Origin of the sequence: Niallia sp. Sow4_A1 (assembly GCF_052116745.1) — a bacterium.
In the GTDB taxonomy this organism is placed as follows: domain Bacteria; phylum Bacillota; class Bacilli; order Bacillales; family Cytobacillaceae; genus Niallia; species Niallia hominis.
Window position 1 is genome coordinate 19,717 of the sequence record NZ_JBQKKM010000023.1, and the last position, 14,830, is coordinate 34,546.

Annotated in this window: 21 protein-coding genes, 2 pseudogenes and 1 other annotated feature; of the genes and pseudogenes, 2 read left to right on the top strand and 21 right to left on the bottom strand. The window is 33.1% G+C overall.

Features of this window, described 5'->3' with window-relative positions; genetic code table 11:
• Positions 1–60: 60 nt before the first annotated feature.
• From ACTQ5K_RS13770 to ACTQ5K_RS13785, 4 genes and pseudogenes are all read right to left on the bottom strand, one after another.
• A pseudogene (locus ACTQ5K_RS13770) lies at positions 61–656 on the bottom strand (class I SAM-dependent methyltransferase).
• A gap of 103 nt (positions 657–759) precedes the next feature.
• Positions 760–1,515, bottom strand: coding sequence for an isoprenyl transferase (locus tag ACTQ5K_RS13775; protein ID WP_441130906.1), 756 nt, complete (start codon positions 1,513–1,515; stop codon positions 760–762).
• 86 nt (positions 1,516–1,601) lie between these two features.
• The gene (locus tag ACTQ5K_RS13780) at positions 1,602–1,820 is read right to left on the bottom strand and encodes a helix-turn-helix domain-containing protein (RefSeq protein WP_031537865.1); all 219 of its coding nucleotides are present in this window, start codon (positions 1,818–1,820) and stop codon (positions 1,602–1,604) included.
• A gap of 10 nt (positions 1,821–1,830) precedes the next feature.
• Complete coding sequence (locus tag ACTQ5K_RS13785; RefSeq protein WP_031537864.1) at positions 1,831–2,307, bottom strand: DUF2975 domain-containing protein; 477 nt, start codon at positions 2,305–2,307, stop codon at positions 1,831–1,833.
• Positions 2,308–2,683: 376 nt separating this feature from the next.
• On the opposite strand from ACTQ5K_RS13785, the gene ACTQ5K_RS13790 reads away from it, so the two are divergent.
• On the top strand, positions 2,684–4,057 hold the full coding sequence (locus tag ACTQ5K_RS13790; RefSeq protein ID WP_441993996.1) for a tetratricopeptide repeat protein: 1,374 nt from the start codon (positions 2,684–2,686) through the stop codon (positions 4,055–4,057).
• 66 nt (positions 4,058–4,123) lie between these two features.
• Here the strand turns inward: ACTQ5K_RS13790 and ACTQ5K_RS13795 are convergent, their stop codons facing one another.
• The 17 genes and pseudogenes from ACTQ5K_RS13795 to ACTQ5K_RS13875 form a co-directional block, all read right to left on the bottom strand.
• Positions 4,124–4,507, bottom strand: a complete 384-nt coding sequence (locus tag ACTQ5K_RS13795; protein ID WP_441993997.1) for a GNAT family N-acetyltransferase — start codon at positions 4,505–4,507, stop codon at positions 4,124–4,126.
• Between the two features lie 112 nt (positions 4,508–4,619).
• Positions 4,620–5,348 (bottom strand): metallophosphoesterase family protein, encoded by a 729-nt coding sequence (locus tag ACTQ5K_RS13800; RefSeq protein WP_441993998.1) that lies wholly within the window; start codon positions 5,346–5,348, stop codon positions 4,620–4,622.
• A gap of 104 nt (positions 5,349–5,452) precedes the next feature.
• Positions 5,453–5,968, bottom strand: coding sequence for a GNAT family N-acetyltransferase (locus ACTQ5K_RS13805; protein ID WP_441993999.1), 516 nt, complete (start codon positions 5,966–5,968; stop codon positions 5,453–5,455).
• Positions 5,969–6,193: 225 nt separating this feature from the next.
• Positions 6,194–6,397, bottom strand: coding sequence for a helix-turn-helix transcriptional regulator (locus ACTQ5K_RS13810; protein WP_441994000.1), 204 nt, complete (start codon positions 6,395–6,397; stop codon positions 6,194–6,196).
• A 4-nt stretch (positions 6,398–6,401) separates the two neighbouring features.
• Positions 6,402–6,647, bottom strand: coding sequence for a hypothetical protein (locus tag ACTQ5K_RS13815; protein ID WP_441994001.1), 246 nt, complete (start codon positions 6,645–6,647; stop codon positions 6,402–6,404).
• Positions 6,648–6,834: 187 nt separating this feature from the next.
• Positions 6,835–8,514 carry a glutamine--tRNA ligase/YqeY domain fusion protein gene (locus ACTQ5K_RS13820; protein WP_251629327.1) on the bottom strand — a complete coding sequence of 560 codons (1,680 nt, stop codon included), beginning with the start codon at positions 8,512–8,514 and terminating at the stop codon, positions 6,835–6,837.
• A 73-nt stretch (positions 8,515–8,587) separates the two neighbouring features.
• Positions 8,588–8,842, bottom strand: a binding site (T-box leader).
• Between the two features lie 126 nt (positions 8,843–8,968).
• Positions 8,969–9,439: a hypothetical protein gene (locus ACTQ5K_RS13825; RefSeq protein ID WP_031537861.1), complete on the bottom strand. Its 471-nt coding sequence runs from the start codon at positions 9,437–9,439 to the stop codon at positions 8,969–8,971.
• 225 nt (positions 9,440–9,664) lie between these two features.
• Positions 9,665–10,054: a VOC family protein gene (locus ACTQ5K_RS13830; protein ID WP_441994002.1), complete on the bottom strand. Its 390-nt coding sequence runs from the start codon at positions 10,052–10,054 to the stop codon at positions 9,665–9,667.
• 180 nt (positions 10,055–10,234) lie between these two features.
• The gene (locus ACTQ5K_RS13835) at positions 10,235–10,405 is read right to left on the bottom strand and encodes a hypothetical protein (RefSeq protein ID WP_251629330.1); all 171 of its coding nucleotides are present in this window, start codon (positions 10,403–10,405) and stop codon (positions 10,235–10,237) included.
• A gap of 12 nt (positions 10,406–10,417) precedes the next feature.
• Positions 10,418–10,570, bottom strand: coding sequence for a hypothetical protein (locus tag ACTQ5K_RS13840; protein ID WP_441994003.1), 153 nt, complete (start codon positions 10,568–10,570; stop codon positions 10,418–10,420).
• A gap of 265 nt (positions 10,571–10,835) precedes the next feature.
• Entirely contained in the window at positions 10,836–11,153 is a 318-nt protein-coding gene (locus tag ACTQ5K_RS13845) for a HesB/IscA family protein (RefSeq protein WP_031537858.1), read from the bottom strand.
• A 165-nt stretch (positions 11,154–11,318) separates the two neighbouring features.
• Entirely contained in the window at positions 11,319–11,855 is a 537-nt protein-coding gene (locus tag ACTQ5K_RS13850) for a DUF5412 family protein (RefSeq protein ID WP_251629332.1), read from the bottom strand.
• Between the two features lie 61 nt (positions 11,856–11,916).
• Positions 11,917–12,120, bottom strand: coding sequence for a hypothetical protein (locus tag ACTQ5K_RS13855; RefSeq protein WP_031537855.1), 204 nt, complete (start codon positions 12,118–12,120; stop codon positions 11,917–11,919).
• Positions 12,121–12,190: 70 nt separating this feature from the next.
• Positions 12,191–12,370 (bottom strand): hypothetical protein, encoded by a 180-nt coding sequence (locus ACTQ5K_RS13860; RefSeq protein ID WP_031537854.1) that lies wholly within the window; start codon positions 12,368–12,370, stop codon positions 12,191–12,193.
• A 7-nt stretch (positions 12,371–12,377) separates the two neighbouring features.
• Positions 12,378–12,671 carry a hypothetical protein gene (locus ACTQ5K_RS13865; RefSeq protein WP_251629334.1) on the bottom strand — a complete coding sequence of 98 codons (294 nt, stop codon included), beginning with the start codon at positions 12,669–12,671 and terminating at the stop codon, positions 12,378–12,380.
• A 106-nt stretch (positions 12,672–12,777) separates the two neighbouring features.
• A pseudogene (locus ACTQ5K_RS13870) lies at positions 12,778–13,480 on the bottom strand (class I SAM-dependent methyltransferase).
• A gap of 106 nt (positions 13,481–13,586) precedes the next feature.
• Entirely contained in the window at positions 13,587–14,246 is a 660-nt protein-coding gene (locus ACTQ5K_RS13875; RefSeq protein WP_235251826.1) for a Type 1 glutamine amidotransferase-like domain-containing protein, read from the bottom strand.
• 379 nt (positions 14,247–14,625) lie between these two features.
• Here ACTQ5K_RS13875 and ACTQ5K_RS13880 point away from each other — a divergent pair, with 379 nt between their 5' ends.
• Positions 14,626–14,772 carry a hypothetical protein gene (locus tag ACTQ5K_RS13880; protein ID WP_155986752.1) on the top strand — a complete coding sequence of 49 codons (147 nt, stop codon included), beginning with the start codon at positions 14,626–14,628 and terminating at the stop codon, positions 14,770–14,772.
• Positions 14,773–14,830: the final 58 nt, after the last annotated feature.

Genomic DNA, 14,830 nt, shown 5'->3' on the forward strand with positions numbered 1-14,830 from the left:
AATATAATTACCATAGGGACATCTTGATGAATTACTATCATAAAAAGCACTAAAAATAAATCATTTTATACTGCTGGATATAAACATTGACGCATCCTCATTCATAAATATGCGATTACCATGATAAAATGTTTTCATTTTGGATGACTTAAAACCTACTTCGGATAATATTTTTTTAAATCTTCATGGGAAAAACCGTTATGAACCTTTGGATGACTAATATTATCATTTTTATCAAAATCAACAATAATTAGCTTACCGTCAGTGTTTAAGATAGAAAACAATTCCTGTAATATTCCTTTCGTATCTGGAATATGAAGAAGGACCAAAGACATGAGAATAATATCTGCTTTTAATTCCGTAGTATTTTTCGTAAAATCGGAATAAAGTACGCTTGCGTTCCTAATACCTTTTTGCGCTATTTTCGTTTTCGCAACCTCCAGCATTTGTTCCGATGAATCCACTAGCAAAATCGAATCTACCGCGTCGGTTAATTCTAAACTAACGAGACCAGTACCACTCCCATAGTCGATTAAAGATTGGGATTTACTGTTTTCTAATTCTGTCCTTACTTCCTTCGCGATAACTTTCGCCAAATCTATTCTATCTTCTGTATCATATCTTTTTGCAAGCTGTTCAAATACATTCGTTTCCATCTTTCGCTCCTCCTACTTTAAATATTAAATATTAAAGCAATAATCAACCGTTAAAGTACAATTTAGCGTTGGATGCGTTGATTCAACATATATTACCAAACTCTTATAGCCCACCATAACGTCTTTTTCGATTTCTATATTCTTCTAACGCTTGTAGAAAGTCCTTCTCAGAGAAATCTGGCCACAGTATATCAGTAAACCAGAACTCCGTGTAAGCAAGCTGCCAAAGCAGGAAATTACTTAGACGTTTTTCCCCTCCGGTTCGAATAAGGAGGTCCGGTTCTTTCGTACCTGCTGTATATAGGTAGTCTGAAAACTTCTGTTCATCCAATTCTTCTAGTGGAAATTTTCCATTGTTTATATCCGAAAACATCTCTTTCATCGCATGTAAAATCTCGTGTCGGCTACCATAGTTTAGTGCAAAATTAAGCAAAAGGCCGTCATTATACCGGGTACGTTCCATTGCATCCTCAATGGCTTCACGTGTATGAGCTGGAAGCTTTTCCATATCCCCAACTATTTCTATGCGCACATTATTAGCAATCAGATCTGGTAGATAAATAGATAGAAACTCCTTAGGAAGCCTCAATATGAACTCAATCTCGGTCTTTGGACGTTTCCAGTTTTCTGTAGAAAACGTATAAAGTGTGAGAACCTTCACCTTGCATTTAACTGCTGTCTTAACAATTTTTACGACAGTAGACACGCCTTCTTTATGACCAGCCATTCTCGGCATGGCTCGCTTCTTTGCCCAGCGTCCGTTTCCATCCATAATGATGGCAATATGTTCCGGTATAGTATCATTCGGATAATGGACGAATCCTTCTGCTTGTTTGTTATTGAAAAAAGGTAGTTTCATTGATTTCCCTCCTTTCGAAAAGTTTTTTTATATTTCTATTCCCCCAATATGTCATGATGCTTTCTGGGAATCCTTTGATGTCCTGCTTATTCACTATCTTTATCCCTACGATATTCTAAGATTTCTCCAGGTTGACATTCTAAAGCCCTGCATATTCCCTCTAATGTGGAAAGTCGAATGGCTTTGGCTTTTCCATTTTTCAAAATAGATAGATTTGCCATCGTGATTCCAACCTTCTCTGAAAGTTCGGTAACGCTCATTTTCCTTTTCGCTAACATCACATCAATATTAATTACAATTGCCATTTCATTCACCTCAGACTGTTAAATCATTTTCTGATTTTATATCAATCGCTTGTTGTAAAAGTCTTTGAAGAACAGCTGCAAAGACCGCAATTACGATGGAAGCAAAAATCGGAATCATTCCAAATAAGATAAGACCTGGAGCATCATCTGACTGAGCCAAGAGAAAAATGAAAGGCATCATTAGTACATATAAGCTGCAAATGATAATTGCATCTTTCTTTATATGGCTTAATGCCTTTACAGACATTACCGAGAAAGCTTCATTCCTATCAATATAACCCAAAAGTCTAAAAGTCTGATAAAGAGCCATATAAAACGGGATTGTAGATAGATATATTCCAATTACAATCGGATATAGAATATGGGCATAATCTGGATTTACTGGATTCTTAGCCAAGTCATACATTCCCCATAATCCTAAAACAAGAACTGGGGTTCCAATAAGAACGACAGCTATCTTTAAAAAAAGTGTTGTTCCTCTTTTCATAAAAAAGCACCTCTCCTATTTAATATCTTATTGAAATTTACCATATTATTTATCGTTTTACAATAAATTTTTATTTAAAATTATACTTTTTTTATTGATAAACAGGTTGGATGATTATTTGAAAGCCTATTTCTATTTATTTTTTTCCTGTTGAAAGATCTTAGAATTAAAAAAGCAGTCCAATTCCGTTGCGGAGTGGACTGCAAAGTAGAGTGCTAATTAGACAGAGCTGTAAAGATAGCAAATATGTAGAAACCATATGTTTACATGAGCTAAGTAAAATCATCTATTAAATTACATTTTTTCAGAATTTACACATTTTTATGTTACTATTAAAGCAGATTATTATTTATTTCTTTGGAGGAAACCAATATATATGAAGAAAAAATTAATACTATGCTTTGCTTCATTCATCCTACTCTTGGGAGTCATATTATTTATAAATAGGAATGCTGTAAAAGAAATGGGAATAGTAAAAGACATTCAACAACTTATCTACTCAAAGCATATTGTAGAAGAAGAAAATGCACTTTCAAAGAAAATTGGTCCTATTACTTTCAAATATAATGAACAAGAAGACCATTCAAACGTTATTAATGAAGCTCTTCAATCATTAAAAGAACAGGAAAAACTCTTTATGGAGCTTTTTGGCAAAGACTGGAATAATCCAATAGCAATTGTTTTAGTTGAGGATCCATCAGTATTACAAAAATTGTTTGGAATTACTGGTGATGGTTATGTAGCTGGATATTATATAGAAGAAAAAAAATCGATTTATCTAGCTGTTCCTCATAATGCGGAAGAAATGCTGGTGTTCAAGGAATCGATTGTCCATGAATACACTCATCATCTTATCACGAGTACTTTAGAAAGTGCAGGACTTAAGACTTCTGATATACCAGTATGGTTTCACGAGGGTCTAGCAGCATATGTGGAAAGAAAAGACAACGGCATTACTATGGAAGATATTCAAGTAACGGAAAACGCAAGCTTCGAGGAACTTGAAACACATAAGCAATGGAATAAGCATTTGAATTCTCCTTTTGATCCCTATCTACAAAGTAGGTTACTAGTAGGACTTTTGATTAAAAAAGAAGGAACATCAGTAATCCCGAAACTGATGGAAGCGTGCAAAGACAACAATTTTGCAAATGCCTTTGAACAAATAACTGGTCAACCATTAAAATCCTATGAAACAGAACTGTTCGAGACACTCAAAACATATCCTTCCATGGAAATTAGCGCTAAAGGTCAACTATATCAAGATGCTAATCCCGAAGCTGCATTGGAAAGTGCACTTGAAATGAACGATCTTATTCCTAATGTGGATTATGTCATTCATTTAATCTCTACCATTTATTTAGAAATGGGTGATTATGAAAAATCCATTGAAAATTTCGACCGACTTGTTCACTTATTTCCTTATAGCTCCTATTATCAGCAATACGCAAATGTTCTTTTATTTACAGACTTGGATAAGGCATTGGAAGCATCGACAACTTCTGTAAAACTAGCTTCTGAGGAAGATATACCTTTTTATCAAGGGAACATGAAATTAATGTTATCTATAAATGAGAGTGTCAATAATGATAATTCCTTCAAAGGTTACATTCAGTTTTTACATGGTGATTTATCTTGGATATTAACCAACAAAAACAAAGCAGATTTAATCCATATTATATTAGATAGATATCCTCATATATCAGAGGGTAAGGATGAACTGATTGCTTTAGAACAAGGTTTACATTAGATAGTTTTGTATTTGGTAAAAACAGTAACTTACTGGGCAAGTTGCACTCCATTTTTGGAGTGCTTTTTATCTTTTCAACTCTATATAGTGACTTGCATCTGAATAAAGATCACTCTTTGAAAATCCGATAGAAGTATAGAAATTATCTGCCTGTTCCGTATCTGTATGAAGCACCAATATTTTATAATATTTTCTTGCTTCAACCATAATCTTTTTGACTAATAAACCTCCTATACCCTCTCTTCTAAATTCTTTACGAACGTATACCCTCCTTAGCCTTCCAATAGATTGGTCGCTTGAAAATGGATCTTTATTTAAGCCTCCAATAGCAATTAGGACATCCGCTTCATCAAATACACCAAATAATATCTCACCAAAATGGTTGAAGGTATTATTTGCATTTTTATAATCTTTCACTAATCTTTCAACAAATCGAAAGCCATCTTCCATACTTTGCTCTACTAGACTATTAACTCAAAGTTCATTAGATTTTTAATTTGTTTGATCATATATTTTTTCATCTGTATCCCCTTTCAAACTTCATATCTATTATTTTGGTCATTTACTTATATATAGCAAGGATTGTCTCCTTACGTGGAATGTTTGCGTTCTTTATCTCGTCCACGTAAGTATGAAATTCATATGGAACATTTTGTTGCATAATGTTAAATCCTTTCTCCCTAATATCTATAATCCCATATCGTGCAAATGGTTGATTGAAACAACCAAGAGAACCTGTATTATAAAAGGTTTTATTTTCACATAAAAATTGATGGGTGCGATGATCGTGTCCAAAAATGACTAAAGAGGTAGAATCCAGTCCATCTAGAGATGTGAAGTTTTCTAAGGAAGGCATACCAGTTCGATCAAAAGGATCTTTACTTATATGCATATTATACATGGATCGTTTCATTGGATAATGAATCAAATGAAAACTTTGCTCATGGAAGATAGGATTGATTATTCTAGGTAAATTCTTCAATTTAGAAATATGCTCATTATTTAATCTTTCTGCAATCCATAGATGGTGTGGGATAACATGGAATCTACTTTTAGGATATGGTTCATCGTTAAGTATTGCTAACACTGCTTCATCATGGTTACCTGTTACTATTTCCATATTATCCAATTCAAATAAGGAATGTAATACCTCATTCGAGTATAGACCGACGCCAATCATATCACCAAGACAATAGATGTAGTCAACTGATTTTTCTTTAATATCTTTAAGTACCGCTTTCAATGCGCACATATTCCCGTGAATATCTGAAATGATTGCAATTCTATACACAAACCCTCCTCCTTGTCATTGTTAACCTACTTTACTAAAGGAGAAATTGATTAATCTGATTTAGTAAAATCACTGTAACTTAGGCTAGCAAGGTTAGAATAAATTTAACCAATTTCAATCCAATAACGCTGAACAATCTCCTTCCCATCTGCGGAAATCACTTCATTTTCTAACACTCCACCCACTTTTTGAATCGTTTTAGCAGAGGCGATATTTTCTTTATCACATGTTACTAATACTTTATTTAGGCCCAGTTTTCTAGCTTCTAATAAACTCAGTCGCAGCTGCTCTGTCGCATATCCTTTCCTGCGCTCATCTGGATGAATGCTATAGCCAATATGTCCACTTTCCATCAACAATTCTGGCGTTAATCGATGGCGAATATTAATAAGCCCTATTAATTTCCCCTTGCTAATGCTTAAAAATTGAGTGGCAGGAACTCGATTTGGTGGTAGGTTATCACCATTTTCCTGGCTAATTACTTTATTAAGCCATTCCTGAAAGTCGGTATAATTTTGCAAGGAGCTGCCGCCATAAGGGTGTTCTTTTCTATGTAAAAAGGCTGTTCTATATTCCATTAATTGTTCCCAATACAGCTCGGATGGTCTCACTAATTCCATTGAAATCTCTTTCTTTCTCTATCTATAGTTATTTTCTTTTGAGTTATAACCCTATTATTCTATATCATTTGTATACTTCATGGGCAATAACCCCGTTATCCTTTTTATTTCTTAAATTATTTTTCTATATTTTAACATCCATTACCATTTCTTTTTGAATTTTTTAACATTGCTTTTTACTTATATTCACAAGTTCAAAAAAGACCCCAATACGAGGTCCATTCATCATTTTTTAAGAGAATTACTCATAAAAAGCTCATCTACTGTGGTATCCAATACAAAGGCTATATCAAATGCTAATTGTAAGGTTGGATCATATTTATCATTTTCAATGGCATTTATTGTTTGTCTGGATACCTTACAAAGTTTAGCCAGTTTTTCTTGGGATAATTTTGCTAATTTCCTTAAATTTTTAATGTTATTTTTCATTTAATCACCATATTTTTTTCTGTAAACTAATAATGTTCCCAGATATATAACTATTCCCCTGGAAAGTTTGATATATGGACTGTGCCACTTCTAAAATTAGCATACCTGTAACTACGATAAATACATATGATTGAGCTTTCGTGTTGATAAACTTTCTTCTTTCATCACCTTTTTGAGAAAATGGAGCTATAAAAATCAAAATTCCGCAAACTAACAATATAGCTGAATACACAATTTTAACCCAATCCATTTTAGTTTCCTCCTTACGAAATGTCAAAAGTATTTTACATTTATTATTGTAGCATGCACACTAAATATGTCAAATACTTTTAACATTATATTTTTTATTACTTAATACATCAATCTTTTAGCCCTTACAATTCTGCTATCTATTAACTAAAAAATCGAGTACATAACCTTTGCACTCGATTTCACTTTTATCCTTTTTTCCCTTTCCACGAATCCTTCAGTGACACAATTCGATTAAAAATTAATTTATCTTCTGTAGAATATTTATCTACACAAAAATAACCGTGTCGCAAAAATTGGAACCTATCTTCGATTTTTGCGTCCTTCATCCAAGATTCAATTCGGCAATGGTTTAGTGTAACTTTAGAATTGGGATTCATTTTTTCCTCCCAAGTTTTTCCCGCATCTTTCACAATCATTTCGTCTTCAAATAATTTATCGAAAAGATTTACCTCCACTATTTCACTCTTTATAGCAGAAACCCAATGAATCGTTCCTTTTACTTTCCGCTCAGAAAATCCCGTTCCACTTTTGGTCTTTGGATCATAGCTACATTTTAATTCGATAATTTCACCTGTAACTTCATCTTTAATCACTTCATTACACTTGATGAAATACGCCCCTTTTAATCGGACCTCTGCATGTAAAGCTAATCGTTTAAACCCTTTTATTGGGACTTCCATAAAGTCTTCTTTTTCGATATAAATCTCTTTTGAAAAAACAACCTCTCTATTTCCTAATGCAGGATTTTCCGGATTATTTTCCATTGATAAAAGCTCTGTCTTGTCCTCAGGATAATTGGTGATCGTCACCTTTAATGGATTTAATACTGCCATCACTGTATTTACTTTTGATTTTAATTCTCTCCGAAGCGTACTTTCCAACATTGCTATGTCAGCTGTACTTTGATTTCTTACAAATCCAAGTTCATCAACGAAGGTGCGAATACTTTCTGGGGTAAAGCCTCTTCTCCTAAGTCCACGGATTGTTGGTAATCTAGGGTCATCCCACCCATCTACCAGCTTCCCTAACACTAATTCCCTTAAATATCGTTTACTTGTTACAACACCAGTTATATTCACTCTTCCAAATTCACGTTGTTTTGGCGCTTCCTTTATTTCTAGCTCAGTCAATACCCACTCATATAAAGGTCTGTGGTCTTTGAATTCAATGGAGCATAAGGAATGGGTAACACCTTCGATTGCATCTTGAAATGGATGAGCAAAATCATACATTGGGTAAATACACCAATCATTCCCGGTTCTATAATGACTAGCATGAATAATCCGGTAAAGAATGGGATCTCTTAAATTGATATTTGGGGAGGCCATATCAATTTTGGCTCGTAATACATGCGATCCTGTTGGAAATCCTCCATTTTTCATTCTCAAAAATAAATCGATATTTTCCTCTATTGTCCTGTTTCGATAAGGACTATTTTTACCATGCTCTGTAAGTGTTCCGCGGTATTCCTTTATTTGCTCAGGAGACAAATCACAAACATATGCTTTTCCTTTCTTGATCAAACTCAATGCTGCATGAAATATTTTATTAGAATAGTCAGACCCGTAAAAAATCCGTTCTTCTGGAGAATATCCTAGCCAATTAATATCCTCTATAATCGAATCCACATATTCCATATCTTCTTTTAAAGGATTGGTATCATCAAAGCGCAGATTAAAATTCCCGTTGAACTTTTGCGCAATCGCATAGTTCATATGGATGGCATATGCACTGCCGATATGCAGGTAACCATTTGGCTCAGGGGGAAATCTTGTGCAAATCGTTCGATTATATGCCCCATTTTGTAAGTCTTCAGCTACCGCTTTTTCCAAGCTATTATCTAACGCTACTTTCTCTTCCGTCATTTTAATCCCTCCATTTTTTTAGAAACGAACTATTTATGCCAATAAAAAAAATCCCACCCCCAAGACATTTAGTCTTGAGGACGAGATTTTATATCCGTGGTGCCACCCCAGTTTTTTAATATGTCGCCATATTAAACTCTTCAGGTACGGTAGTTACCTACTTATACCCTAGCTCTATAACAGGAGCACCTGTCACACTATCCCTTCATCATAAGTTCCAATGTGAATGCTCAGAGTCTTGGTTCAATAAGTAATTCTTACTCCTTTTCAGCAGCTGGGGCTCTCTTTAAAGAATTAGGTTATTTACTCTTCTCTTCATCGCTTTTGCTATTTTTTGGATTTAAATTATTCCTATGATAACAAGGTCTTTTCTGTTTGTAAAGGTAATATATTCATTAAATTAAAAAATAAACAAAAATCCATATCACAAAAATGCTCTTAGTCTTATATAAGACTACAATTTAATCCCCATATCTTTTGATTGGATAATATAATAATTATCCGATTCCCACTTATAATGACCCACATTAAAATCTTTTCGGTTGATTAAATCCTTGAAATCATGTGGGATAGTGCATTCCCAATTTAAATTTTCTATCTTAATAGGAAAATTGTCATCATTAGGATTGGGTGAGTGGATATAGACTGCATCTAAACCTGCCTCTTCTTCCACTAACCCTATCCATGATTGATAAGGTTTATCGAATGTGCTGAGCTTTTCTAATAAACTGTTATACAAAAAGATATGTGCTTTTATATGCTCTCTTCTTATTTTCCCGCTATGATTCCCATACCCGTAAAAATCAAGATGGGTATGCCAAGCATCAAACCAAGCATCTTGGCTAAAGTCTAAATCGTATTGCTCTACGTTTAAGTCTCTCCACAAGTTGCGAAAATAACGCTTTTTCCCTCGAAACTTTTTCAAAAACAGTTGCCTCCTATTGAACAAATTTATATTTGCCTATTTGGAACAATTGAAAAAGCCACATGGTTTTGATATTCCCAAACTGTCTATGTATCGGTCGTTCCATCTACAAATATGTTTAAAGAAATTCTTTAATATCGATACTTTCGTTACTACGGTATCAAAAAATATCGAAATTGTTGTAAACACATCCTGGTAAGGAAATGAGAATATTCCCCCTCTATCTTATAAATCCATCTGATCAACATTTAATTCGATTAAATTACCATCGGGGTCCGCACAGAAAATCTGAGCAAATCCACTTACTCCATATGGTTTTTCAATGATTTCTACATTATTCTGTTTTAACCAATTCAGCGTATCATAGTAGTTCTCTACTCGAAGTGCAAAGTGCCCTTCTTTGCTATTTAGAGTTTTATTTGTTCGAATGGTTTGCGACTCAGGATAAACAATTAAGTGAAGTTGCTGATTCTCTATTTGGTACCAGGCACCTGGAAAATCAAAATCAGGACGTTGTAATTCTTTTAAACAAAGAATTTTCTCATAAAAATATTTGGCTTTTTCCAAATCCGTAACTGTAAGACTTACATGATGGAGCGATTTGTATTTAATCAAGATGCTTCACTTCCTTATTTATTTTTTCTATAAATAGACATCTCCCACTTTATGGAGATTTTAGAACAGCTAAGTCTGTAATAGTTCGACAATTACATTCAATAATCCTTTTCGTTTTACTTCCCATTTTTTAGAAAGGCACTTTTATTTCTTCATTCCATTTAACAGGAGAATAGTAAGTTATTCACTAGTTAAAATGGGCTTTTTTGTATCGATTTCGTATATTTTATAGCCTATTTCCCATTTATGATCTTTCGTGACTGTCATTGTACAAGAATAAGGCACTTTCTTACCATATGCATCCAGTTTAGGAATATCATCAAATGTAAATATTTCGTCTGTATCTAGCATTTTGAAGATTGCTTAAGCAGAGCGACCTGATGAATCTATGTCAATAACACACTCTCCTTTCACCACATCATATTCTTTAAACAGCATATATTTTAGACTTGGCAAAGTGAAAGTTAACAGCAAAATACCTAATAACAAGACACCTATAGTTTTTGCTGCTTTCATTAAGGGAAACTCTTTATCGAAGTACATAACAACTATGTAATATAATGACCCAAAAACGAATAAAGCTCCAAGTAAGAGCATTATGAAATACATAACCATTTTCTAATATCCCTCTCTTTCATTGAGTATACGAGTGAACGGAGGAAATGTTTCAATTAATTTATTTTTACAGCTTATAAAAACTAAAGAATAGGATAAATCAAATCATATATCCGCTTAAAATAATAAAAACAGGCCCCTATTAGAGACCTGATTCTTCCCTTTATTAATTCGCTTTTTGCTTAACTTCCAAATGAAAAGAATAAATTTCACTAGCACCAATTAAGCGAAATCCTTTTCCTTGTACATAATCAAACTTTAAATCCTCATTAATATGCTTAATTGTTAAGGGATCTAAATAAATCGTTAAGCCATTATCTTCAAAGGCTGTATCGCCTTCTTGTGGAAAATCAACCGCTAAATCGAAATTATAAACATAGCTGCATCCACCGCTAAAGATTGTGTTTAACCGATAAACTGCACCTTCAGGAACTTCATAACTACGAAATTTTTCAACAGCAGCATCTGTGATTGTTACCTTCATTTTGCCATCTCCTACCTATTTTTACATCTTATATATACTATTCCAATATAAGAATGTAACTCATCTTACTTTCAGCATAATGGATTTCGCAAAGGGTTGCAAAAAAACTGCTTTCTGATGTATGGATAAAGAAAAATATTGAAAAAAAAGTTAGTTTTCTAGTAACTAATATCCGTATCGTTCTCCTTTTTTCAGATCTAACAGATGATTGTTAATCGAAACGGTATTTTCATTTTCCCACTTAACCTCTACATTTTCGATATTATCTTGATAATAGATTCTCTTTTTAAACCAAAGTGGACCGTTTAATTCTCCCCTAACTCCAAATGACCCCATTGCCCCGGCATCATATCGGTAAAAATCTATTGTGTTCGTTCCTTCAGGAGATTGTACTGTTTCCAAATGCTTGTTTGCTCCAAACCCAGAGGCAAATAATACAAACATGGTTGCAAGTAAGAATGCAATGGAAAGGCTGGCGGATAAAATGACCGTTAACCAACTTCTTGTCTTTGAGCGCCTATTTCTTTTATCTTTAAAACCAATAATAGCGAAAATAAAGGCTACTACACTAAATATAAGTAAAATATAATTTGGAGGTGCAATCAACCAAGTGTTGTTAATATTTGAATACAAGGAATAAGCTCCTAAGACTAAACAAACAAGTATTAAATATAGTGACCATACATTATAGCTCTTTTCCATAAAGCTCCCCCTATTTAAAATGTTCATCCATGCTATCTATTCATTTGTTAAATTTTCAAGTCTAATTCCGATCTAAAAAAAGCAGAACATAACTACCTGCGCCAACAAAAATAGCTAGTTTAATAGTGAAAAACATCCAAAATTCAAATGTTGTTAGTTTTCTTTGCTTTTTATTCCTTTTTAAATGCCAATAATAGAAAAAAGTGCATAGTAGTAGCAATACCACCGATAATTGGTTGATTGTTTCTAATAGATTGATCATCATAAACACCTCTAACTAGTTGTTTAGATTTTACGGTTAGATATGTATGCTTTTATGAAAAAAACTTATTTTTTTATTGTATTTTACTTCGCTTCAAATGCCTATACAGATGGTCACTACCAATCAAAATTAAAATCCCCATCGCAACATTATTAACTATCATTTTGAAAGGATGAAGTCCTTCTAAATTATTAATCACCATTGCTGATAATATCAGTGTAAGAACAACGAAGTTTAAAATTTTGTTTTTCATAAGTAATTCACCCTCTTATTAAATCATTATCTTTAAATACTCCGGTTCCATTTTTACCTTTTGGCATATATTTTGTAAAAAAGGCTGCCATAATTAATAGAAAAACATTGATTAGCCAAACGGTAAGCCCTGTATACTTTAACCAATAAGCTAATAAACTGAATATACTTATAAGAAAAAAGCAAATATGTGTTAAAGCACTTTTAATTCCCGTTATTCCTGTATTTTTCCTCTTTTTAATTACGATAATTAGCGAAGAAACAAGAACGGTTATTAATATTAGTGATAAAATAGTCTTCAACCAATAGCATGCTCATACCTTTTCTATTTGTTATCTATTTATACGTTTTAGAACGTAATTAAGTTTCACGCAAAAAAAGCCAAGCCTTATCAACGATCAGAATTTATTATTTAATAGCTGGCTTTCTTACAATAAAAGTAACAGCATTTATTTTTAGCAATACTACCTTTTCATCACGGACAATTGTATATTCCAACGGTTTAACTACTTGGGACAACATTTCCCACCCTCTATAGATTCTATTTAGTGTATGTATCATATCTTCCGTTTTCTTATTTATTTCCATCATTGCATCTAACTTTTTATTCGTTGCCAGTTCGATTTCTTCTATCTCAGAATTAACAATCAAGCAGTTTATTCCATCATTTTTTGTTCCGACTGCCATCTGTTTCAATACATCTTCAAAAACCTCATCTGATTCGACGTGCTCCAAAGTGGACACAGCAACAATGAGATCAAATTCATTTTCATCGATTACATAATGGCCAATATCTGCCTTTCTCATTTCAATGATTCCTTCAACCTTATATTCTTTGCTATACCGTTTCAATTTTTCTAAAGCGGAATCTAATAGATCAACACAAATGACTTTCCCGTTCTTACCTTTAATTCTTGCGCAATGGGAATACTGTTTCTCCCGACACCTGAACCTAAATCCAGTACCCGCATATTTTCTGTATTAGGAAAAAATCTAAAACAACTTTTACCGGCTTATATAACCACGATCCTTCTTCAAACAACTTATAATTTTCATAAAAATAATCATGGTATTTCTTTTCTTCTTTTCGGATTAAATCTAATCTAGACACATATAGCCCTCCATTCTTCTAATAACTTTCTCCATATATAGCTAATATTCAGAGTAAAATCCGCCTCTAGTCTTTTATTTAAATCCTCCCGCAACATACTGATAATTCAGATTTCTTTTAAACCCATCTTCTCTAATTTATTTAAAGAGGCAATCTTTGGCTTACTTTTAGCTATTACACTTAAATCTCCCTCATTAAATACGACAGCAACACCATCAGGAAGTAGTATATAAGTTTGTTGATTTTTCTTTAAACAAGCTTCTATTAATAGGTCATTTTTAGTGGAGTAATGGCACCATATTGAATAATTTGCAACTAAATTTAATCCTGCATATACATCAAACGGGTAATTTTCACCACAAGTATGGAAAATATTATTTCCAAGCACTATTGCCCCTGCACTTTGACCATATATTGTACCGCCGTTGTGAAAATATAAGCTTAGTAATTGATCAAAACCAGATTCCTTAAGATCATTTAATAAAGAAAGAGTGTTTCCTCCACCGATATAAACTGCTGAAAACTCGTTTAATTCTTCTATTGTTTTCCCATTGATATCTGTCCACATTGTTATATTATGGATTCCCAAAGGACGAAACATTTTCTCTATATAGACTAAACTAGATTCATATGTTCTTACTTTCGAGTCTCCTGCTATAGGTAGATATAATAACGGTTTGTCCTTATTGATCAATTGCACAAAATACTGATTAATTTCAAAGGTCTGTTTTAAATCTCCACCACCGGACAATATTATAATCCCCATAAATTTTGCTTCTCCTTAAAATAAATATGTTCTATCTTACAATGATAGTAATTAATTGATATATCTAAAAAATCTTTTTTATCTGATTCAATGTTAATTTCTAGTAACGGGAGAACAAATGAGCGGAGAAATACTGATTAACTAATTAAAAAAGTCGAAATCCAAAGATTTGGCTACAATAATGGAAAAACCATCTTCATTTCTTTATAAAAGCTAAACTTCTCGGCTTTTTTAACGGCTTTACAGAGATAGGAAAAATGGCAATTGTGAATGGAAGAATACACAACAAATAATATAATACCTGGAATCAAGCTTACTGTTACAAATCCAATTCATAATATTTAAATGAAGCCACATACTAAAAACGGAGGTGAAAAATATGAAAACGAAGGATAATTTTTTAGAAGGCGCTAAAATCACGGACGATGCTCATACATATGGGCCGACTAATGGGGGGAGTGAAAAACACCATTCTCCTCAATCTGTTCCAAATAAGGAAGCAGCTAAATCAGGCAAACAACAGTAATAGAACACAATCATCTATGGAAAAGAAAGCATGATCAAGAATGATTATGCTTTCTTTT